This window comes from Mumia spirodelae (assembly GCF_050632745.1).
GTDB lineage: Bacteria > Actinomycetota > Actinomycetes > Propionibacteriales > Nocardioidaceae > Mumia.
On the sequence record NZ_JBODSD010000004.1, the window covers coordinates 1 to 21,166 of the forward strand.

General features: G+C 70.9%; 19 protein-coding genes. 8 read left to right on the forward strand and 11 right to left on the reverse strand.

The genetic code is table 11. The features are described 5' to 3' along the window. The coding region (locus tag ACQSSQ_RS17965; RefSeq protein WP_431328490.1) for an integrase core domain-containing protein at window positions 1-184 on the forward strand (184 nt) is incomplete at its 5' end. On the opposite strand, the gene ACQSSQ_RS17970 is transcribed toward ACQSSQ_RS17965, so the two are convergent. From ACQSSQ_RS17970 to ACQSSQ_RS17980, 3 genes are all read right to left on the reverse strand, one after another. Next, the gene (locus ACQSSQ_RS17970) at window positions 181-465 is read right to left on the reverse strand and encodes a Fe-S cluster assembly protein HesB (protein WP_431328491.1); all 285 of its coding nucleotides are present in this window, start codon (window positions 463-465) and stop codon (window positions 181-183) included. The two genes, ACQSSQ_RS17965 and ACQSSQ_RS17970, sit on opposite strands and share 4 nt — an antisense overlap. Before the next feature lie 85 nt (window positions 466-550). Further along, window positions 551-1,558, reverse strand: coding sequence for an amidohydrolase family protein (locus ACQSSQ_RS17975; protein ID WP_431328492.1), 1,008 nt, complete (start codon window positions 1,556-1,558; stop codon window positions 551-553). After that, window positions 1,558-1,938: a metal-sulfur cluster assembly factor gene (locus tag ACQSSQ_RS17980; RefSeq protein WP_431328493.1), complete on the reverse strand. Its 381-nt coding sequence runs from the start codon at window positions 1,936-1,938 to the stop codon at window positions 1,558-1,560. The genes ACQSSQ_RS17975 and ACQSSQ_RS17980 overlap by 1 nt, the downstream gene beginning before the upstream one ends. A 156-nt stretch (window positions 1,939-2,094) precedes the next feature. Between ACQSSQ_RS17980 and ACQSSQ_RS17985 the strand changes: the two genes are divergently transcribed. After that, window positions 2,095-2,862 (forward strand): IclR family transcriptional regulator, encoded by a 768-nt coding sequence (locus tag ACQSSQ_RS17985; protein WP_431328494.1) that lies wholly within the window; start codon window positions 2,095-2,097, stop codon window positions 2,860-2,862. A 19-nt stretch (window positions 2,863-2,881) separates the two neighbouring features. Next, window positions 2,882-3,829, forward strand: coding sequence for a hypothetical protein (locus ACQSSQ_RS17990; RefSeq protein WP_431328495.1), 948 nt, complete (start codon window positions 2,882-2,884; stop codon window positions 3,827-3,829). 19 nt (window positions 3,830-3,848) lie between these two features. On the opposite strand, the gene ACQSSQ_RS17995 is transcribed toward ACQSSQ_RS17990, so the two are convergent. From ACQSSQ_RS17995 to ACQSSQ_RS18010, 4 genes are all read right to left on the reverse strand, one after another. After that, on the reverse strand, window positions 3,849-4,604 hold the full coding sequence (locus ACQSSQ_RS17995) for a VOC family protein (protein ID WP_431328496.1): 756 nt from the start codon (window positions 4,602-4,604) through the stop codon (window positions 3,849-3,851). A gap of 18 nt (window positions 4,605-4,622) precedes the next feature. After that, the gene (locus ACQSSQ_RS18000) at window positions 4,623-7,436 is read right to left on the reverse strand and encodes a DUF2804 family protein (protein ID WP_431328497.1); all 2,814 of its coding nucleotides are present in this window, start codon (window positions 7,434-7,436) and stop codon (window positions 4,623-4,625) included. Further along, window positions 7,433-8,737, reverse strand: a complete 1,305-nt coding sequence (locus ACQSSQ_RS18005) for an MFS transporter (protein ID WP_431328498.1) — start codon at window positions 8,735-8,737, stop codon at window positions 7,433-7,435. The genes ACQSSQ_RS18000 and ACQSSQ_RS18005 overlap by 4 nt, the downstream gene beginning before the upstream one ends. Before the next feature lie 75 nt (window positions 8,738-8,812). Next, complete coding sequence (locus ACQSSQ_RS18010) at window positions 8,813-9,577, reverse strand: DUF4190 domain-containing protein (RefSeq protein ID WP_431328499.1); 765 nt, start codon at window positions 9,575-9,577, stop codon at window positions 8,813-8,815. Between the two features lie 359 nt (window positions 9,578-9,936). Here ACQSSQ_RS18010 and ACQSSQ_RS18015 point away from each other — a divergent pair, with 359 nt between their 5' ends. Continuing rightward, window positions 9,937-11,418, forward strand: a complete 1,482-nt coding sequence (locus ACQSSQ_RS18015; RefSeq protein ID WP_431328500.1) for a hypothetical protein — start codon at window positions 9,937-9,939, stop codon at window positions 11,416-11,418. 6 nt (window positions 11,419-11,424) lie between these two features. Here ACQSSQ_RS18015 and ACQSSQ_RS18020 read toward each other — a convergent pair whose 3' ends face one another. After that, complete coding sequence (locus ACQSSQ_RS18020; RefSeq protein WP_431328501.1) at window positions 11,425-12,051, reverse strand: TetR/AcrR family transcriptional regulator C-terminal domain-containing protein; 627 nt, start codon at window positions 12,049-12,051, stop codon at window positions 11,425-11,427. Window positions 12,052-12,130: 79 nt separating this feature from the next. Here ACQSSQ_RS18020 and ACQSSQ_RS18025 point away from each other — a divergent pair, with 79 nt between their 5' ends. Then, entirely contained in the window at window positions 12,131-12,607 is a 477-nt protein-coding gene (locus tag ACQSSQ_RS18025; protein WP_431328502.1) for a hypothetical protein, read from the forward strand. 18 nt (window positions 12,608-12,625) lie between these two features. Here ACQSSQ_RS18025 and ACQSSQ_RS18030 read toward each other — a convergent pair whose 3' ends face one another. The 3 genes from ACQSSQ_RS18030 to ACQSSQ_RS18040 all read right to left on the reverse strand — a co-directional run bounded on the left by ACQSSQ_RS18030 (window position 12,626) and on the right by ACQSSQ_RS18040 (window position 16,204). Next, window positions 12,626-14,002, reverse strand: coding sequence for a T3SS (YopN, CesT) and YbjN peptide-binding chaperone 1 (locus ACQSSQ_RS18030; RefSeq protein WP_431328503.1), 1,377 nt, complete (start codon window positions 14,000-14,002; stop codon window positions 12,626-12,628). A gap of 116 nt (window positions 14,003-14,118) precedes the next feature. Beyond that, window positions 14,119-15,216, reverse strand: a complete 1,098-nt coding sequence (locus tag ACQSSQ_RS18035) for an NAD(P)H-binding protein (RefSeq protein ID WP_431328504.1) — start codon at window positions 15,214-15,216, stop codon at window positions 14,119-14,121. A 55-nt stretch (window positions 15,217-15,271) separates the two neighbouring features. Continuing rightward, window positions 15,272-16,204 (reverse strand): serine/threonine-protein kinase, encoded by a 933-nt coding sequence (locus ACQSSQ_RS18040; RefSeq protein WP_431328505.1) that lies wholly within the window; start codon window positions 16,202-16,204, stop codon window positions 15,272-15,274. Between ACQSSQ_RS18040 and ACQSSQ_RS18045 the strand changes: the two genes are divergently transcribed. From ACQSSQ_RS18045 to ACQSSQ_RS18055, 3 genes are all read left to right on the forward strand, one after another. Beyond that, on the forward strand, window positions 16,203-16,760 hold the full coding sequence (locus ACQSSQ_RS18045; protein WP_431328506.1) for an RNA polymerase sigma factor: 558 nt from the start codon (window positions 16,203-16,205) through the stop codon (window positions 16,758-16,760). The two genes, ACQSSQ_RS18040 and ACQSSQ_RS18045, sit on opposite strands and share 2 nt — an antisense overlap. 94 nt (window positions 16,761-16,854) lie before the next feature. After that, window positions 16,855-17,568, forward strand: a complete 714-nt coding sequence (locus tag ACQSSQ_RS18050) for a hypothetical protein (protein ID WP_431328507.1) — start codon at window positions 16,855-16,857, stop codon at window positions 17,566-17,568. A gap of 148 nt (window positions 17,569-17,716) precedes the next feature. Continuing rightward, complete coding sequence (locus tag ACQSSQ_RS18055; RefSeq protein WP_431328508.1) at window positions 17,717-21,121, forward strand: M14 family zinc carboxypeptidase; 3,405 nt, start codon at window positions 17,717-17,719, stop codon at window positions 21,119-21,121. Window positions 21,122-21,166: the final 45 nt, after the last annotated feature.

A 21,166-nucleotide genomic window follows, 5' to 3' on the forward strand; every position in this document is an offset into this window, starting at 1 on the left:
AGAGCGCTTCCACCGCACCCTGGCCGAGGGCTGGGCCTTCAAGAAGTTCTACAACTCCGAATCAGCCCGCCTCGCCGCCCTGCCAGCATGGCTCCACGAGTACAACCACCACCGGCCCCACTCAGCACTCGGCAAAGCCGCACCCATCACCAGGTTGAACAACCTGGCTGGACATCACAGCTAGCGCGGCGGCTGCGGCGCGAGCTGGAACTGCACGTCCCCGTCGGGAGTGACCTGGGCGTCGAGGATCTTGTCGTCGAGCAGCTGCGAGGCCGTCTCCTCGAGGTAGACCTTCGCCTCCCCGTCCTCGACGAGCGTGTCCCCCGGCTCGCCGGTGAGCACGGCGGCGATGGCGAACCCACCGTCATTCGGTCCGCTGATGCGGAGGCCTCCGTTCTCGGACGGGACCTGCTTGTTGACGAGGGTCGTGACGATGTCGCTGGCGTTCTCGGTGAGGGTGAGCACGAGCTCTCCTTCCGTGGCGGTCAGATCCCCTCCACCGTTCGTCGCACCATCGACTCGTTCAAGCGCGAGTCCAGTGGGTGGACCTTCACGCCGCAGGGCGACCGAGCCGCGCCACCGTCTCCTCGACGTCCATGCCGTGCAGCCGGAGCAGGTTCTCGCCCAGGATCTTGCGCTTCGCCTGCTCGGTCAGCGGCGGATAGCCGTACCCCTCGACGAGGTCCTGCGGGATCTCGAAGTCCCAGAACGCCTGCAGCGCCCACTGCGGCTGCCAGATCGGCGCCTCGCTGCCGTAGACGATCTTGTCCTCGCCGCACCAGAACAGCAGCTTGCCGAGGATCTCCGCGAACTGGCGAGGCGCGCGGACCACGAAGTTGATCGTGGCCGCCAGCGACGCGTACAGGTTCGGGAAGCGGATCAGCTGCCAGCACGTCTCGTCGAGGAACGGCAGCCCGACGTGGTAGATCACGAAGTTGATGTCCGGGAAGGCGTCGGCGGCCCCGTCCATGTCCCAGGTCTGCGTGTGCTCGATCATCTGCGGGCCGAGCGGGACGCCCTTGTGCACGCCGACGAGGTTCACCCCGAGCTCCTGCATCCGCTCGAACACCGGGAAGGCGACCCCGGGATCGTCCATCCGCCAGGGCACCTGACCGCCGTCCTCGTAGCGGACGTTGTAGAACTTGAAGGCCTTCGCCCCGAACTCCTCGACCTGCCGCGTGACCTCGTCGAGCGCCCGTTGTCCCTCGAGCGGGTTGACGGTGCCCCACATGACGGTGCGGTCGGGGTCGCGCTCGGCCATCTTGGCGCACTCGGTCCACGGCGAGAGCCCGTCCTTGTAGAGGTCGGTGAGCGGGAGCGGCATCGCGACGAGCATGTCGGTGTCCGAGTTCTCGTACACCATCTGGTGGATCTCCTCGGGCGTCCACCTGTGCAGGAACTCGTCGGCCGACATGAGCGGCTGGCCCTCGGGGGTGAGCACGGTGTGGAACGCGTACAGGTGGTTGGAGAACATCTGGCCGGCCGGACCGCGGGCGTTGTCGGCCTCGAAGTTGAACGGGTGGGCGACCCCGTCGAACACGAACGCGTCACCGATCATCACGAACCTCCTGCTGGTGTCTTGTCGCGGACGTACGCCGCGGGGTCGCCGACCGCCGCCGGGTCCGGGAGGAACCGCAACCGCTCGCGCGCGCCGGCGCTGAGCCGCTCAGGGGTCCACGCCTGCGACCACACGACCTCGACCGACGCGTCGGTGACGCCGGGCAGGGCGCGGACGGCGGACTCCGCCTCGGAGAGGACTGTGGTGGCGAAGGGGCACCAGCCCGACGTGAGCAGCAGCTCGACGCGGGCGACCCCGTCCTCGACCTCGGCGCGGTGGAGCAGCCCCATGTCGACCACGGAGATGCCCTTCTCGCGACAGCACGGGTCGTACACGGCGCGCAGGGCGTCGCGGATCGTCGTGTCGACCGTCTCGGCCATGGTCCCTCCCGGTACGCGGCCATCGTCGCGCGGCGCCACGCACGTCGGTAGGCGTCTGGCGCGGGCGGGATTTCGCATGGCGAAACGGGCGGGCGGGTGGATCAATCCCTCGTACGACGGGGGCCGGCGGGTCTAGATTCGGGTCGAGGAGCCCCCATGAACGAGGTGTCGTCCGGTCGTCCCGAGGACTTCGTGCAGAGCGTGGCGAGAGCGCTGCGCGTGCTCGAGACCGTCGGCGCGCACCCACGTCTGCCGGTCAAGGCGATCGCCCGACGCTGCGGGCTCAACCTCTCGACGACGTACCACCTGGCGCGCACCCTCGCGTACGAGGGATACCTCGAGCGCTTGGAGGACGGGACGTACGTCGCGGGACCGGAGGTGGCGCGCCGGTTCTACGACCGGCTGGCCGGACTCGGCGAGCCTCGCGCGGCGCACGACGTGCTGCGGACGCTCACGGCGCGGACCGGCTACAGCTCGTACCTCGGCCGGATCAGCGGCGGTGAGGTCGTGGTCGCCGACTGCGTTGAGGGGCCGCTGTCGCCGTACCTGGAGGAGTTCGAGCGCGGCCTCGCCGTCTCCGCGCACGCGACCGCCCTCGGGCAGGCGCTGCTCGTGTCCTTCCCGGCACGCGAGAGGCGCGCGTACCTCGCCGAGGTCGGCCTTCGCCCGTTCACCGCGCACACCCGGACCGACCTCGAGACGCTCGACGCCGCCCTCGCCTCGCTCGCCCCGTCGGCGGTGGTCGTGGAGCACGGCGAGTTCCGCGACGGGGTCTCGTGCGCGGCCACCCTCGTACGACCGGGGCCGGGGTTCGCGGGACCGGTCTGGGCCGTCGTGGTGAGCGCGCGGGGCGAGGACGTCCCGCAGCCGGTGCGCGAGGAGCTGCTGGCGGCCGGGGTCGCGCTCGCGGCAGCGGCGGCGTGAGGCGAGAGGAGGCGGTCGCGTGACCCATCCGCCGGGGCCGCTGAACCCGCCGTCACCGTCGGGCGACGTCGAGCTCATGAAGCGGTCGCTCATCACCGTGCTCGACCGCAAGCCGGCCGCGCGCACCTCGCGCGTCCATCCGGAGGTGCGGAAGGTCCTCGAGCGCGCGGTCGACCGGCTGACGGCGCTGACCGGCATCTCCGGAGACGGCTCGGACTCCACGACACGCGACGCTCGGCTGGGGGCGATCCGCCGCGAGCACGCGTGGTTGACGACCGCGACGCCGAAGAACCCGCCGTCCGAGGAGCAGTCGTGGATGCTGGTCGACGAGCTGCAGACGCTCTGGATCACCACGGCGAGCACGGTGGCGATCGCCGACGCGGTCACCCGGGCGAGCGACCCGGCGGCACCGGAGGGACTCGCCGCGACGGCGCAGCGTGACTGGCTTCTGGGCAACCACCTCGAGCACCAGCGGGGCCGGTCGCGCGCCCGTGCACGGCACGCGCTCCGCGCACGCTACCTCCGCAACGCCGGATACATGCTGACGTCGTTGGTGGTCGTGGCGACCGTCGTCGCGCTGGTCATCAGCGACGACGACGGCGTCATCCTCCTCTGCGGGCTCGCCGGGGCGATCGGAGGGACGCTCGCTGGGGCGCTCAGCATCCGCGACACGCGCAAGCTGCGCGACGCCCTCTTCTTCCAGACCTGGTGGTGGGTGCAGCCGGCGGTGGGCTTCGCCGTCGGGCTCTTCGTGTACGCGGTGCTCTCGTCGCAGGTGATCATCCTGCCCGGGTCCGATGCGACCGAGACCGTCGTGCGGTCGACGAGCCTGATCGCGTACGCCTTCGTCGGCGGCTTCTCCGAGCCCTGGCTGCTCGGCGTCATCAGCCGCATCGGTGGAGTCGCGGACAAGGCCGCCACGGACAAGGAGCGGACCTCGGCAGAGCCCCCGGGCAGCTCTCCGTAGCCGACGGTGATGAGCCGTTCTACGGGTGCGTGAGCCGCGTACGCGACAGGAACGCCTCTGGGCTGCGTGACTCGAGAAGCTCGACGAGCACACCGTCTCCCGTCGTGCCGTAGCAGACGGCCGCGATGCCACCGCTCGACACCGTGACGTCGTGGTGCCAGCCCACGGACTCGAGACCCTCGCGTACGACGTCGATCCCGTCGACGTCCAGGCACAGGTGGTTCACCCCGAGGTCCACGGGGCGAGCGGGTGCCGCGGTCGCGCCGCCGGCGACCTCGACCTCGACCGGGCCGGGGATCGTGGGCAGGGTGTTCGCGTCGGCGTCGGCGACCTGGACGAGCACGCCGACGAGCCCGGTCGGGGTGTCGGGTGCGGCCGCCACGAGCGTGACGGGCGTCCCGTCAGGGCAGCTCACGCGGCGCTCCCCCAGCGACGTGCCGCCGGCGGCGATCGCACGGGCGCGGGTGTCGTCCGGGTCGGCGGTCGCCCAGACGAGCCCCGTGATCCCGGGCGCTCCCGGCTCCCGTCGGGCGGGCGCCGGTGACGAGAACGCGAACAGCTCCATGAACGCGGCGTCCGTGCGGACGAGCACCACCTCCGCAGCGGTCCCCTCGGTCGCGAGCGACTCGTCCGCCGGCACCGTGCCGACGGGCCACCCGAACGCGCCGTGCTCGGCCGCGGCCAGGCCCTCACTCCAGAACCGGCGTGCCGCCTCGAGGTCCGCGACGCTGATGCCGACGTGGTTGAGGGCGACCACGCGCCCGGCGTTCTCCATGGCGGGAACCTACCGGTCCTACCAGCGGTTGTGGACCTCCTCCGCCCAGCCGACGATCTCGTCGACGCGGATCCACGCACCTCCCTCGTCGCGGACCGCACCGGACCAGTGTCCGAAGCACTGGTGGGTCCGCGACGAGAACACCTTGAGGTCCGTCGCCGCCGCCTTCACGTGGAAGGGCGTGAACGTGAGGTCGACCGTCTCGCCGGTGACGCGCCACGGCGCCATCCAGTCGTCGGTGTCGTAGCTCCAGACGAGCTCCTCGCTGATCTTCGACAGACGGCCGTCGACCAGCAGGGAGTTCTCGACCGAACCCGTCCCGTCGGTCCACGTGCCTCCGACCTGGATCCCTATGGGCCGACCACCGGTGCGTCCGGAGCCGGCACCCCAGTTCCAGGTGACGGCGTACGGCCAGCGGCCGCGCCCGTGGTCCAGCGTGGCCCAGGACTCGCCCTCCGGGACGACGTACGCCACGCCGTCGACGCTCACCGTCCCGGTGGCCGGCCGAGCGACGTCCTTGACGGTGTACTGGAAGAGCCGGTCGGTCCACGGCACGACGACGCCCAAGCACTCGTGGCCGGCTGGCCGGTGGGCGAGGACGTCGAGCGCGATGCGCTCCCCTCGTGCCCGCAGGCGCGTGCCTCCTTCGACCTCGTCGATGGCGATCTGCACCTGCTTCGTCCGAGCACGCGCCGGGCCCGCGCCGAGCGTGCCGGGCAGGGTGGCGCTGCGCCCGAGCACGCAGATCGCGTCGTGGGAGATCGTCTCGCCCGTCGCCCGGTCGAGCAGCCAGATGCCGTGCACCGCCGCGTAGTCGATGTCGGAGACCACCAGCGACGCGATGTGCGTCGGCGTCGTCACCGCCCAGTACTCCCAACGCTTGTTGCGTCCGCGCCCGACGCGACCTCGGCCTATCCCGTCGGTGATGACCTGCGGCGTACGGGTCCAGCCGACCGCGTCGGGGTTGAGACGCCCGTCCGGCCGCGTCAGGGAGACGGGTGCCGTGATCTCGCGCTCGTGAACCGGCACCGGAAGGGCGGGCCCGCCTGCTGCCCGAGCGAGGCGTTGCCGGAGCCGCTGGTTGGACGTGCGCACGGCGTCGGCGTCCACCTTCAGCACACGACGGTCGTACGTCATGAGACCGTTCGTCTCCTCCTCGACGTCCGCGAGCTGGGTGTAGACGAACGCCGCAAGGCCCTCGTCGACCGCCCGGCCGATCTCGTGGTGCTGGAGGCGGAGGAACGCGTACGCGAACGCGTCGCGGTCGGCGTACCGGCGGTAACCGAACTCCTTCTCGCTCCACACGTGGCCGGGGACGCGGTGGGAGTAGCCGCCGTACTCCGACAGCACGGCTGCACGGGCGTCCTCGGCGTCTGCACGCGACAGCCGGTAGGGCCGGAAGTAGACGTGCCGGCTCGCGAGGTCGCCGCCGCCCTGGTCGTGCCAGCCGCTGGCGTGGTCGACCACCCTGGTCGGGTCGAGGCGCTTGACCCGGTCGGCCACGCGGCGAGCGTCGAACTGCCCCCACCCCTCGTTGAACGGGACCCAGACGGCCACGCTCGGGACGGACTGCAGCAGTTCCACCGTCCGGTCGAGCTCGTCTGCGAACTCGGCGCGCCCCTCGGCATCCTGCCGACCGAACAGCCGGTGCCGCGTGTCGTCCAGCCGGACCGGAGCGACGACCGGCGTCGTGATCACTGCCGCGTGGTAGGGCCGGCCGCCGTTGACCATGTCCTGCCAGACGAGCATGCCGAGGCGGTCGCAGTGGTGGTACCAGCGCAGCGGCTCGACCTTGATGTGCTTGCGCAGCATCGTGAAGCCGAGCTCCCTGGCCGTGCGGATGTCGTGGACGAGGGCCTCGTCCGACGGCGCGGTGTACAGACCGTCGGGCCAGTAGCCCTGGTCGAGGAGTCCCGCGTGGAGGTACGGCTCGCCGTTGAGCAGGAGGCGGGTGCGCCCTGCGGTGTCGGGTCCGATCCCGAACGAGCGCATCCCGACGTAGCTGGTGACGTGGTCGTCGCCGAGGCGCGCCGCGACGTCGTACAGGAACGGGTCGTCCGGGGACCAGGGGCGTACGCCGGGACCCAGCGGCACGCGCGTCGGGACACCGACCGGCACGTCACGTCGCACCACCTCGTGCCCGCCGGCGCTGACCACGACCTCGGCGAGCTCCTCCCCCGCGTCGGCGCCGCCGGCCGCGACCACGCACACCTCGACCGCGCCGGTCGCCAGGCGTGGGGTGAGGACCAGGCGCTCGATCCATCGCCGCGGGACGGACTCGAGCCACACGGTCTGCCAGATCCCGGACTGCGGCGTGTACCAGATGCCTCCCGGGCGCAGCGTCTGCTTGCCGCGGCTCCGCCAGGAGGTGTCGGTGACGTCGCGGACACGGACGACGACCTCGTGCGTGGCGCCGTCGAAGCCGTCCGCCTCGAGCGCCGGCGTGATGTCGAGGGCGAACGGCAGGTAGCCGCCCCGGTGTCCGCCGACCGCGATGCCGTTGACCCAGACCTCGCAGTCCTGGTCGACGGCGCCGAAGTGCAGCAGGACCTGGTCGCGGACGAAGCCGTCCGGCAGGGTGACAGTACGCCGGTACCAGAGCGCCTCGTCCGGCTGCAGCGTGCGCCCGACTCCGGACAACGGTGCTTCGGGCGAGAACGGCACGAGGATCTGGCCGTCCCACCGGCTCGGTACGTCGGGAGCGGTCGCGCCCGTGACGGCGTACTCCCAGCGGCCGTTGAGGTTGAGGTAGGAGTCGCGGACCAGCTGGGGTCGCGGGTACTCGGGCAGCACGGCATCGGGGTCCAGCGTCTCGCCCCACGGCGTCCTCACGAGGTGACCTTCACGGGAGCATCGGCCGGCGTGAGCCGACGGAGCCGGGCTGCCGGGACGAGGATGAGGAGCACCACCAGCACAGCGGCCGGGAAGATCCACGGCGTCGGCACCTGCTTGACCACGCCGAGGTCGACGTACGTCTCGTCGGCGCTCGCGATCACCGCGGCGCCGATGAACGGTCCGACCACCATGGGGATCAGGATCGCGAAGATCATCCGTAGTCCTTGGACCTGCCCGGCCCGGTCCACCGGCGTGAGGTTGCGGACGGTGGCGGAGATCGCCGCGACGCCGAGCATGAAGCCCGACATCATCACGATGCCGGCGCCGATCACGGGGAGCAGGCCGCGGGCGAAGAACATCAGGACCAGCCCGACGGCGTACACGGCGGCGACCGGCACGATCGCGCGCGACGGCCCGACCCGGTCGAGGACCCGCCCTCCGAGGATGCTGACGACGGCGGCTCCGAGCAGCACCGCGGCGAGGACGACCGCGTAGCTGTCGATCTCGAGGTAGCGCTGGACGTAGATGATCAGGTACGGCAGGAAGACCTGCGTGCTCGTGCCGAGGACCGCCCAGGTCGCCAGCGTCAGGTAGAGCCGGGGGTTGCCTCGTACGGTGCTCGGTCGCAGTCCGTGGAGGACCGACGCGAGGTAGGTGTCCGTCGCCCGGGGGTGCCTCGGCTCGCGCACACCGAACCACGCGATGATCCCGACCACCGCGGTGACGCCGCCGACGATCGAGAAGAACAGCAGCCACGCGCCGTCCTTCGTCAGCGGGTCGAGCGCGCCGAAGACGAGCAGCATCGCGAGGAGCGGCATCGTGGCGAGCACGCCGTCGACCCGCCCGCGGTTGCCGGGATGCGTCGAGTCGGTGACCCAGGCGTTGAAGGCGGCGTCGTTCGCCGCCGAGCCGAGCACGCTCATCACGCAGTCGAGCACGATGATCGTGATCACCGCGACGGTGACGGCGTCGAACGCCGGTGCCAGCGATGCCGCCGTGTCGAGGCTGACCAGGCCGAACCCCGCCGTGCACGCTCCCCACAGGACGTAGCCGGCCGCGATGAGCTCACGCCGCCGGCCGCTGCGGTCCGACGCCGCGCCCGCGAGCAGCGTCGCGACCGTGGCCGCGACGGCGCTGAACGCGACGAGGGTCGCGAGGACCGTCGGGGAGTCGGTGATCGTGTCGTAGACGAAGACGTTGAGGTACATGTTCTCGACCGTCCAGGCCAGCTGGCCGGTGAGACCGAGGAGAACCACCCACGTCCACAGGCGTCTCCCCGCCGGGGGGCTGTCGTGCATGGACGCACCCTAGTGGGGGACGCGCAGAGCCCGCCCTGGGTCATCCCGGGCGGGCTCTCGAGCGGCGGGTGCCGGTCAGAACATCTCGTCGACCTTGATGGTGTCGAAGCCGGTCCAGCCGCCCTCGGTCGTCGAGTACGACTCCATCTTCGTGGACTGGCCCGCTGCGATCTCGTTGCCGGTCGCGGTGATCTCACCGACGTTCTCATCGCCCCGGTAGAGCCGGATCGTGAACATCGGGGCCTCGGCGTCGTCACCTTCGAGGGCGTCCTCGTGGTCGACGTTGGTCACCCGGAAGGACGTGATGGTCGGCGTGCCGAACTCGTCCTCCTGGATCTTCCACCCGGCGTCGGCCTGGAAGCCGTCGTACGTGAACGCCTCACCCTCGGTGACGGTCACGACCTCGGGCTCGTCGGTGATGTCGTCGAGGTCGTCGCTGACGTCGTCGACGACGTTGAAGAACATGACCATCCCGACCACGCCCATGACGATGGCAAGGGCGCCGGACACGACGCCGGAGAGGGCCGTCTTGCCAGCCGTCGCACGCCCCTTGCGCTTGCGCTGCCACGCGACGAAGCCGAGGACGACGGCCGTGAAGCCCGCCATGATCGCCAGCCACCCCGTCAACGGGATCAGGCCGAGGACGAGGCCGACGACACCGATGATGAGCGCGGCGACGGCGAGGCCGTTCTTGGGCTCGGGACGCGGGTCGCGCGGCGATGCCTCGTACGGGTTCGGCGGCTGCGGCGCGGATCCGGCGAGCGGGACCCACTGGCCGTCCTGCGTGAGGACGTGGCCGTTCGCGACGTCTCCGGGCTTGTAGTGCGGTGTGGTGGTCATGCTGTCTTCCTTCCCCCGGCGGCACTCCGTCGTGCCGCTCGAAGAAGGGACGGGTCCGGCGCGGCGCCATGACGTATGGCGGGGTGCGACGTGCGTCACAGGCCAGCGGCGCGGGACCAGCGCGGCTGTGGACGACGGCATCGCCTGCCACGGGATCTCTGCCACCGTGGGGCTTTCCGCGAACGTGATCCACCTGTGACGCGAAGTTGGCATGCGCGTGATGACTTCTCGATCGTGCGCGCGCGGACCCGTAACGCGGCCCCACCAGACCCCGATGCAACCTACCGTGGTCGGTCCGCTCCGCGGCCACGAGAAGGGAGTGAAGACACGTGCAGGGATTCGGCGGAGGTGTCGTCCTCATGCCGCGTCGCGCCTGGGACGCCTACCGCGACCAGATCATGCAGCCGGGCGTCGCCGCGGACGACGACGTGGTGGTGAGCCACGTCCGTGCGCGGTTCCTCGGCAGCTTCGTCGAGTCGGTCGCGCGGGTGCGGCTCGACGAGACCCATCGCGCGCTGACGCTCCCCTTCCCCCTCGAGCAGGGCCAGCGGGCCCCCGAGATGCGCCCGGTCTTCGTCGCGACGATGCCGCTCCGCGCCGGGCCGCTCGGGCATGACGTCGTCGCGGCGGCGGGGCTCCCGCGCGACGAGCTCCGTACGGTGTTCGGCCAGCCGCTCACGGACCCGGTCGCGGTGATCGACCTGGTCGGCGGCCCCGTGTCGGTGATCGAGCAGTGGTGGAACGCCGACCTTCCGTCGCTGGCCGTGCTGGTCGGGGCAGACGATCCTTCGGCGCCGGTGGTGGCCGCCGCGCGACGCCTGGTGCCGGCGGCGGCCCGTGGCGTCGTTCCCGTCCTGCTCATCCCCGAACGCGTCCGCGACGTCGTCCAGGCGGTCGTCGGCGACCGCGGGCTGGTCCTGCCTCGTACGGGGTCCGCCGTGGTCGCCGCGACCGCCCCGGACCGGACCGCCCGCACCATCGTCGAGTTCACGCCCGGGCGCACCGACCCCCGTGCCGCGTCGCTCGCCGTCGCGGCCGGCGCGATCGAGGTCGGGACGACCGTCCAGGAGGCACTGGCGGTCCACGGGACGAGCTCGGCTCTCGCTGGCGAGCTCGAGGACGACGCCGCACCCGATCCTGCGCTCCTGGCCGAGCTCGCGCGCGAACGCGGACGGATCGCCGTGCTCGAGAGCGACCTCCGCAAGGCCCGGCGGCACATACGCGCGCTCGAGCACCAATACCGACCGACGGCTGCTCCCCCGCGTGAGGACACCGGGCCGGAGCGGCTCGTACGAGGTGCCGACCCCGACGTGCCTCACCAGCCGGAGGCATCCGCGCCTGAGCGTGACTTCCCGACGTTCGCGAGGCTCCTCGAGGCCGCGGACTCCGAGCTCGCTCATGTGGTGCTGGCCGACGATCTTCGGGAGCGCTCGGCGATCCTCGACACCTATCCCAAGGCGGGACGATGGCGTCGACGGACGTGGGCGGCGCTCACGACGCTCGACGCGTACGCCGCTGCGAAAGCCGACGGTCGCACCCGCGCCCCTAACCTCCGCGCGTTCGTCGCCGGACGGCCGAGCGAGCTCCTCAACGAACGTCACGTCGCGACCGCCGAGACCGCGTACACGCGACAGAACCGCGAGCTTCGGGAGCTCCGGACGTTCCCGGTGCCGACCGCAGTCGCGCCGGAGGGGCGTGCGTTCTTCGGCCCGCACGTCCGGATCCAGCTCGGCGGTGGGCGTCCGAACCCTCGTCTGTACTTCTACGACGACACGAGCGGGGCGACAGGCAAGGTGTACGTCGGGCACCTCGGCGAGCACCTGCGCAGCCGACGGGGCTGAGCGACCTCAGTCCCCCGCGGCGGGCGCGGCTCCCGCGACCAACGCCTCGATCGCGAACGCGAAGCGCGCCTCGGGATCGGCTGCTCCCCCAGCGACGGCCTGGCTGAGCAGCGGGAAGCGTTCCTGGTCGACGGCGAGATCGTCGCCCGCGTCGGACCCGTCGCCCTGAGTGGTCAGCTGCCCGATCACGAGCGCGGTCAGCGCGTGCACCAGACGCAGGCCGTTCACGGGGTCCAGACCCGCGCGGCCGAGCGCCTCGAGGATCCCCTCCACGATGCGCGCCGTCGCCGTGGTCACCGCTGGTCGGGTGGCGAGCAGCGGGACGACCGAGGGGTGCGCGAGCAGCGATGCCCGCAGGTCGTACGCGTAGGTGACCAGCATGGCCTGCCAGTCCGCAGCGTCCGGCGGGACCCGGACCGCCTCCGCGACGACGCGTTCGACGATGCCGTCGAGGAGGGCGTCCTTGCTCGGCACGTAGTGGTAGATCGTCATCGCCTCGACCCCCACCTCCGCCGCAAGGCGACGCATCGACAGCTTCTCGACGCCGTCGCGCTCGGCCAGCGCGACCGCCGCGTCCAGGACCTGGTCGGCGGTCAGGCCCGCTCGCTCACCTTGCCGCCGACGTGCAGCCATCCGAATCTCCCTTGAACTTCTTACAGCGTATGTTTAGTCTCGCATAGTCTTACACCGTATGAATGAAGGAGGTCGACCCATGTCGACGACGGCAACCCGCAACGCCCGCCGCGGAGCGAGCACACGCAACAGGCAGGTCCGCGACGCCGCAGCGATCGGTCTCGCGCTGCAGATCGTGACGACCGTCCTGCCGCTGCTGGACCTCGCGTACTTCGGCACGATCGAGAGCCACGTACGCGACGCGTACCCCGCCTGGCCGGCGTCGGACGTCGCGCTCGACCGTGACGCGATCGCCTGGAGCCTGGTCGTGATCGGCGTCCTCGGCGTCGTCGGCTGGATCGTCACGATCTGGTCGGCGCGCCGCGGGCGGGCGGTCAGGGCGATCGTCACGTCGTTGTTCGTCGTCGGGACCGTCGTCAACCTGACCGTCGCCGGGCTCGGCGGCGAGGCGTACGACACGATCGTGCCGCTCTGGCTCGGGGTCACGACGCTCGTCCTCCCGGGCCTCGCGGGCATCGCCGCGCTGGTCGCGGCGTGGTGGGGCGGTCGGGAGTAGCGACGCGGCTCCGCTCCCTCAGCCGCCCGTCTGCTCGGACGGGTGCGAGGGTCGCTTGGGCGCCCGCACCCCGCTCGCGACGACGACGCGCAGCGCGCTGCGCAGGAGGGCGCTCGTGACCTGCCACGCGGCCGCCTCGTCGAGGCAGACCTCGGCCTCCTCGGGATCACCGGCGAACTCGGCACGCTCGGCCGACGAGTGCCACGCGATGCTCTGCTTCTCGCAGTCGCGCAGGAAGCCGAGGATGAGGTCCACGTCGTAGTGGCAGATCGCCGCGGCCACCTCGGGCTCGATCTCTCCCTCCCCCGCCGCGTCGAGCTGGATCAGGGTCAGGAGCTCCGGGCGGAGATCCTCGGCGTCGTCGACGGCGCGGACCTCCGTACGGTCGAGCGGCACCCGCCCGGGCCCGTCCTCGCTCGCCTCCTCCGACTCCTGCTCCTCGCGGGCGTCGGCAGGGGCGTCTGCACCGGCGTCGGCAACCAGGTCCGCCTCGAGGTCGATCACGTCGACGGCGCGACGTCCGCCCGTGCGGGCGACCAGGTCGTCCGTCGCGTCGGCGACAACGTCGAGCGTGACGGACAGCAGGTCACGCAGGTGGCTCGGGACGAACGGGCTCGCGGGGACGTGCACGCGGGCCGTCACCTGGTCGCCACGCAGGACGAAGGTGACGTATCGCGTGTCCCGGTTGAGGATCCCGACCTCACGCGCGGCCGCCTCGCGGTCGCGGACGTCGAGGACGACGGAGCCGAACAGGTCCACCGCCGGCTCGTCGTCCGGCACCCGGACGTAGATCCTGGCCGCAGCGGTGCGCACCGGGATGTCGCCGTCGTCGTTCTTGGTCGGCGCGTGCCCGAAGACGGACGTGAGCGCGTCGTCGACCAGCTCCGCGAGGTGGTCGCGATCGCGCGGCATGACCGCGAGCGGCTCCTCGTCCTCCTCGGCGGGCTCGACGCTCGCACCGGAACGCACGGGGATCGGGACGGTCAGCGCCTGCACCGCGGACTCGGCCCCTCGCACCTCGAGAAGCGCCGGGTGCTCGACGCCGAGGACCGCGCGGAGCACCGCGACGGCGGCGACCGCGAGCTGCTCCCCGTCGTCGGGCTCGACGGCGAAGAAGTAGTCGTCGTCGTCCTTGTCCCACCCGAGCGCGTCAAGGGCACGCTCCTGCACCTCGTCGATCGCGTACGACGATCCGCCCGCCGCGCGCCTCGGCACGACGGCATCGACGATCCCGTCCAGGAGCCCGAACTGCATGAGGGGCCCACGGTCGTCGTCCGCACCGAGCGGCGTGAGATCGAACTCCTCGCCGTCGTGCAGCTCACGGCGCACGCACGCAGAGAGCCGGTCCGTGAACTGGTACCAGCTCTGGTCGGTCGCCTCGTCGAACGCGCTCATCCACCCCCCTACGGTGGCCGAGATCCCGCGACGGGCCGCGGGGTCGAACACAAACTCTAGGGCCGCGCGGTGACGATCGGGTCTCGTTCCGGCCGCAAATGCGGGCGGAGCTCGAGTCAGATGTCGGTCGGCATCACGGCCGTGCCGTTCTTCATCCGCTCCCGGAAGCTGCCGGTTGGGAACTCACGATCCTTCAGCTTGTCCATGAACCCGCGCAGGGTGCGGGACCCGTACGCCGGCGCGACGTGGTCGACGACGGACCAGTACTTCGCGGCCTCGAGGTAGTACGCGACGGGCGCGACCTTCTTGCTCATCTTGCCGATGCGGGTGAGGCGCGCGATCTTCTTGTCCCAGGTCGCCATCGGCACGACGTCCCACTCAGGCTCCCGTCCGGTGATGTCGAACATCATCTGCCCGGCGTCCTTGAGGGTGACCACGTTGTCGGCGACCCACGGTCCGCCGACCGGCAGGACACGCCCGTACGCATCCGCCGACAGGACCTGGTTCGTGATGAACTCCGCGAGGTCCTCCCGCGCGATCGGGTTGACGACGTTGTACTCACCGTGGTCGAAGATCCGGTACGGCAGCCCGTTCTTGACGTCGCCGAACGTCATCGACAGGTACGGGTAGTACGCCGTCGGTCGCACGATCGTCCACGGGAGCGCGCCGTGGTGCTGGCCCATGAGCTCGCCCTCGACCTGCAGCTTGTAGACCTGCGGGATCAGCTCGGGCCGGTACGCGCCGTAGTCGCTGATCTGGATGAACTGCTGCACGTCGTGCGCGACGGCGGAGCGGATCCCGTTCATGACGGCGTCGTAGTCGACCTGCTTGCACTCCTCGGCATCGTTCGGGCGACGCCCGCTGAGCAGGGAGATGACGACGGCGGTCGGCGCGGCCGCGACCGCGTTCTCCACGTCCTCCGCACGCGTGGCGTCGCCGGTCACGACCTCGGCGTCGGCGAAGGCCTCGTCGTCCTTGACCGATGCGTCACGCGCCAGCACCGCCGGGCGGTAGCCGCGACGCGCGAGCTCCGGCACCAGCGCTCGTCCGATGTAGCCGGTCCCGCCGAGCACGAGCACCCGCTCGCCGTTGCCGCTGCCGGACGGCCCGGTCGCGTACGTGTCCGAGGTGCTCGAGAGGAGACGTGCGCGCAGCTCGCGGGAGTGCTGCTGGGCGGCATCGGTGTCGAGGGAGGAGATCGTGCTGTAAGCCATGGCGCAGATCGTATATCGTATTAACGATGGTGACCAGAGAACGCCGAGAAGGGCGTCAGCGGGACAACAACCCGTACGTGGCCGCGAACATCGCCACGAACACGGCCACGCAGATCACCAGCACGAGCACCGTGGAAACCTCCCTGCGCTGACGAGTCGGCTCCTCGTCCACCAAGCGCTCGAGCGCGTCCGCAAGGTCCGCCGCGGTGGCCGGCCGCTTACTCGGCTCCCAGCTCAGCGACCGCGCCATGAGCCGGTCGAGCGCGACCGGCCGACCCACGGAGGTTGCGAGAGGCGCCGGCTTGGCGTCGGGGCGGCGGGCCATCACCGCCGCCGCAGTCGGGTCGGCGAACGGAGGGCGCCCGCTGAGCAGGTGGTACGTCACCGCCGCCACCGCGTACACGTCGGCACGCGCGTCGAATCCGTCGTTCTGGTGGACCTGCTCGGGCGCCATGTAGAGCGGGGTGCCGGTGGTGACGGTGAGACCCGAAGCCTCCGCGAGGACTTTGGCGCTCCCCAGGTCCGAGACCAGGAGGCGTGGCGGCGTCGTACGGTCGTCGACGAGCAGGTTGCTCGGCTTGACGTCACGGTGCACGATCCCCGCCTCGTGCAGCACGTGGAGTGCACGCGCCGCCTCGACCCCGTACGCGAGGGACTCCCCCGCGCTCAGCGTGCCCGTCCGGTCGGCGAGCGTGCCGCCGGGGACGTACTCCATCACGAAGTACGGCCGGCCGTCGTCGCTGACGCCGACGTCGAACACCCGGACCACGCGTGGATCATCGACCCGTCGCAGCAACCTCGCCTCGGCGAGGAAGCGCTCGCGCACGTCGGCGTTGTGCGTCCAGTTGTCGGCGAGGACCTTGACGGCGACGTCCGCGTCGAGATCACGATCCTCACCGAGCCAGACGGTGGCGAAAGCGCCGGACCCGAGGACACGCACCAGGCGGTAGCGCCCGAGCACCTTCATGGGGACAAGATAGTGGGCCATGAGCTCCCCCTCGTCGCGCGAGATGCCGCCCGACCTGGTCGCACGCGCACGCTCGGGCGACCCCGAAGCGCTCGAGGACCTGCTGACGATCGTCCGGCCCGCGGTCGTACGACGCTGCTCGCGGTTCCTCCCCCACACCGAGGACGCCGAGGACGCAGCGCAGGACGCTCTCGTCGCGATCGCCCAGAACATCGGGAGCTACCGCGGCACCGGCTCGTTCGAGGGCTGGGTGACCGTGATCGCGTCCAACAGCGCACGCATGACGTATCGCCGTCTGCGCCGCCGCGCTGCGGACAGTGGCGTGCCGGACCTTCCCGAGACCGCTGACCCGCGGACGACGAGCGTCATCGCGGGGACACGCCTCGACCTCATGGAGGCGCTCGACCGCCTGGAGCAGAGCAAGCCTCAGGTCGTCGAGCCGTTCGTGCTGCGCGACCTCGGCTCACTGCCGTACGGCGAGATCGCCGAGATCACGGGCACCTCGGTCGGCACCGTACGCGACCGCATCCACACGGCCCGTACCTTCATGCGGGCCGCCCTCCGGGCAACGTCGTGACCTCTTCCGTCCTGCGCGCCAACACTTCGGCCGGTCCGCGCATCAGAGGGAGTGAACGGGCGCACGAGGTGCCCCAGCAGCAGGAGGAACGAGCATGAGGCTCGACCACGCAGTCATCGCAGCCGTCACCGCGGTCATCACCGGCGTCGGCGGGGCGGTCGCCGTCGCGCAGATCAGCGACGAGACCACGCCGAGGAGCAAGCCACCGGCCAGCACCGCACCGTCCTCGGCCCCCACCGCGACCACCGCGCCGTCGACCTCCCCCACCGCCACCGCGCCGTCAACCTCCGCAACCCCCGGTGACGACGCGCTCGACGACGAGAACCTGATCGGCGAGGCCGTCTACTTCGACATCACAGGGCACCACGTCAAGCGCCCGAAGCAGGTCCCGTGGCTGACGCTCGGCCCGTGCACGGGCGACCTCGAGATGGGCGACGTCGTCGGTGACGACGTGACGCGACTCGACGGCAGGCTGGCTGGCGAGGGTGGCCGGCACGTGATCGAGCAGCTCGCGGAGACGAGCACGCCGAACCTCGCGTCCCAGGCGGCCGACGCGATCGTGACGCTCGTCCAGCAGTGCGACGCCATCCAGGGCGGCGACTTCGGGTACGGCGACCCGGTCCTCGTGTCCTCCGAGCCGCACCACATGATCTGGTACTTCCCGGCATTCGACTCCGACCAGGCCGCGGGCGGCTACGTCGTGTTCACCACCGGCGCGCGCGTCGGTGTGGTCGAGGTCAACGACGCAGTCGACGAGGACGCGGTCAGGCAGCTCGCCCAGCAGGCGGCACGCATCGCCGGGGCGTAGGCGGGCTCGAGGCGCGGCTCCGCAACAGCGGTTCCCCCAAAGATTCTCTGCCCGTTTAATTTCAGATAACAACAGCAGTGTGACCCGTTTCACCCTACGGTTCGATCATCCGCTTTTCCTCCCCTCAAGAAAAAGGATGGAAGACCCGATGCAGAGATCCTCACCCCTGCGAAGGAAGGTCACGGCCGTCGGCCTCGCGCTGGCAGTCCCGAGCCTCATCGCAGCCATGGCGGCGAGCCCGGCGGCATTCGCCGAGCCGTCCGACACCGCGCCCGAGACCACTGTCACCCTCGAGCGCCTGCCTGACGAGGTGCCCTCCGTCGTGGAGTTCACCGTTCCCGGAGTCGACGAGCTCGATCAGCTCGTCGCGACGGGCGTCGACCTCGACCACGGCGTGGAGCAGAGCGCAGACGGCCTCAGCGTCCACGCCGTCGTCACACCCAACGAGGTGAAGGCGCTGAAGAAGGCCGGCTTCGCCCCCGGCGAGACCCTGTACACGCAGGACGACACCGAGAAGGCGCTCGCCGAGCGCGATGCGACCGTCGCGGCCGCCGTCCAGGCCAACGAGGAGTTCGCGGACGACGCGACCGATCCCGATGTCTCCGACGTCAAGATCACGCGCGCGCAGTACTTCACCTCGTTCGGGGTGCCGGTCCTCTCGGTCGAGGCCCGCTACGCCAACGGCCAGACGGAGACGGCGGCGCTGACCGTCGAGCGCGACAGCGGTCCGGGCACGGAGTTCGGCAGCGGCGGTACGCAGAGCATCACCCGGTTCGTCGACTCGGGCGTGTACCTGTACCACCGCGGAGCGAGCCCGACGAGTGGCGCGCAGGCCGTCACCACCCGGCCGGACCGGGTCCGCGTCGTCAGCCCCAGCGGCGACGTGGCGATCGCCAAGGTCCAGGACTGGCTGCCGACCGGCGACGAGAACGACCCGTTCAAGGGTGAGGGCTACCAGGAGGACTTCATCCGGTCCTACATGGACCCGACCGACCTGTACGACCGGATCAAGCAGCTCGCCAAGCAGTTCCCGGACCTCGCCGAGATCGTCGAGCTGCCGTACCAGACGAACGGCTACCGTCGCCTCGCGCAGGCCGTCATCCCGGCCGGCACGAGCACGGCTGACAACGCACGGCGGATCGCGATCGACTCCAAGGCGTACGGGTCCGAGGGCGGCAACGGCATCACGGTGACGGTCGTGCACCCGACCGCGGCCGACCAGGCGTTGACGATCAGCGTCGCCGACAAGGCGATCACCGTCTCGTCCGCGACCGACTCCGCGGGCGCGGCCACCAGCACGGCTGCTCAGGTCGTCGCCGCGCTGAACGCCGACGCCGCAGCGAGCGCCCTGGTCAACGCGTACACCTACCGCGGCAACGCGGGCGACGGCGTCGTCCCGGCGACGGCGGCGACCACGCTGACCGACGGCCTGCAGGCGCCGGCGAAGGTCACGCGCGGGCCGCAGCAGGTCTACGCGATCAAGATCGGCAAGCACCGCGACGGCTCCAAGCCGGGCGTGTTCTTCTACGCCCAGGAGCACGCGCGCGAGTGGGTGCCGCCGCTGGTGACGCTGGAGACCGCCGAGCGGCTGCTGCGCAACTACGCGCTGCACCCGGCCACCAAGGATCTCGTCGACAACCTCGAGATCTGGGTCCTCCCGTCGGTCAACCCCGACGGTGGCCACTACTCGTTCTACGACTTCGCGTCGCAGCGCAAGAACATGGCCAACCACTGCCCGCTGACCGGGAGCGCCGACGCGAACTCCCGCACCTCGTGGGGTGTCGACGTCAACCGCAACTACGACGAGTACAGCCTGTTCGACGGCTACTCCGGCGCCAGCGACAGCTGCACGAGCGGCACCTACGCTGGTCCGGCCGAGCTCAGCGAGCCGGAGTCGCGCAACGTCGACTGGGTCGTCGCGAACAACCCGAACATCAAGTGGTCGATGAACGTCCACAGCTCGGGCAACTACTTCATGTGGTCGCCGGCGGCGTACAAGGCCGACGGCCGCGTCACCGCTCCGGAGCCCACCATGGAGCAGGAGGAGAAGTTCCAGTACTCCTCGTCGCGCATCCTGACCGCGATCAAGCGCTACCGCGGTCTGACGGTGACCCCGGCGCGCACGGGCCGCGTCGTGGACACGCTGTACTCCGCGGCGGGCAACTCCGGCGACATGCTCTGGTACAAGTACGGCCTGTACGCGTGGGACTTCGAGGTCGGTACGACCTTCCAGCCGCCCTTCGAAGCCACGACGCCGACCGGCGCCGGGGCACACCAGGAGGCGATGGAGTTCGCGAACGGCCTGGTCGAGATGGCGCGCCTCGCGCGTGAGCACGACCTCGACGACGTCACCCCGGTCTCCGAGATCAAGGTCAGCCCGAGCTCGGTCGAGGGCAAGGTCAACGTCGAGTTCAGCACCAACGAGCCGGCCGCGATCTACTACACGACCGACGGCACGGTGCCCAACCTGAGCTCGACGGTCTACGGCTTCGCCGGTCTGCGCGACAGCGGCGAGCGCATCAAGGTCGACGAGGGCGCGGAGGTCCGCTGGATCGCGGTCGACAGCCGCGGCAACGTGGAGCGCCACTTCGTGCCGGGCACCGACGGCAACTACCGGAGCTGGATCGCGACGGTCGGGTACGAGCCGCCGCTGCCGGCGTCGGCGACCTCGGTGACGCTCGACAAGAGCACGGTCGTCGCGGGCCAGACCGGGGTCACGGCCTCGGTCCAGGTCACGGCACCAGGCCCCGGCGACCAGCCGAAGCCGACCGGTGTCGTCACCGTGTACGTCGACGGTGAGGCCTCCGGGTCGGCGGAGATCGACGACCAGGGGCGTGCGGCTGTCGCGCTGCCGGCGATCGCGACGGCGGGCAACCACCTGGTGACAGCCACGTACGGAGGCAGCGCCGAGCTGGCCGGGAGCACGTCGCAGCCCGTCGCCCTCAAGGTGACGGCAGCCCCCGGCGTACCGACGGCAGCGGTGTCGCTCGCGGTGAAGCCGACCAGCATCGCGGCCGGCGCGTCCGGCGCGGTCGCCTCGGTCGGGGTCACCGTGACGAAGGACGGCGCGGCGTCCGCAGGCTCGGGCAAGGTCGACGTGCTGGTGGACGGCCGCAAGGTCGGCACCGCGGCGCTCGACAAGCAGGGCCGTGCGAACGTCAGGCTCGCGGCGTTCGCGACGGCGGGCACCAAGGTCGTCACCGCCCGTTACCAGGGCTCGGGCGGCGTCGGCGCGGTCACCTCGGCGCCGGTGGTCCTCAAGGTCACCAAGGCCAAGGCCAGCGTCGCGGTCAAGGTGACGCCCAAGAAGGTCACGACCAAGAAGCGCGCCAAGGTCGCCATCACGGTGACGGCCAAGGGTGTGAACGCGAACGGTACGGCGCTGGTGAAGGTCGGCTCGCGGACCTTCGCGGTCAAGGTCAACGCCAACGGCAAGGCGTCGGTGAAGCTGCCGCGCCTGTCGAAGGGCACCAAGAAGGTGACGGTGACCTACCTCGGCAACGACAACGTGCTGTCGGTCAAGAAGGTGGTGACGATCAAGGTCCGGAGGTGACTCCGGTGATCGCGTAGGTACGGTGAGGGGCCGGCTGCCGGGAGG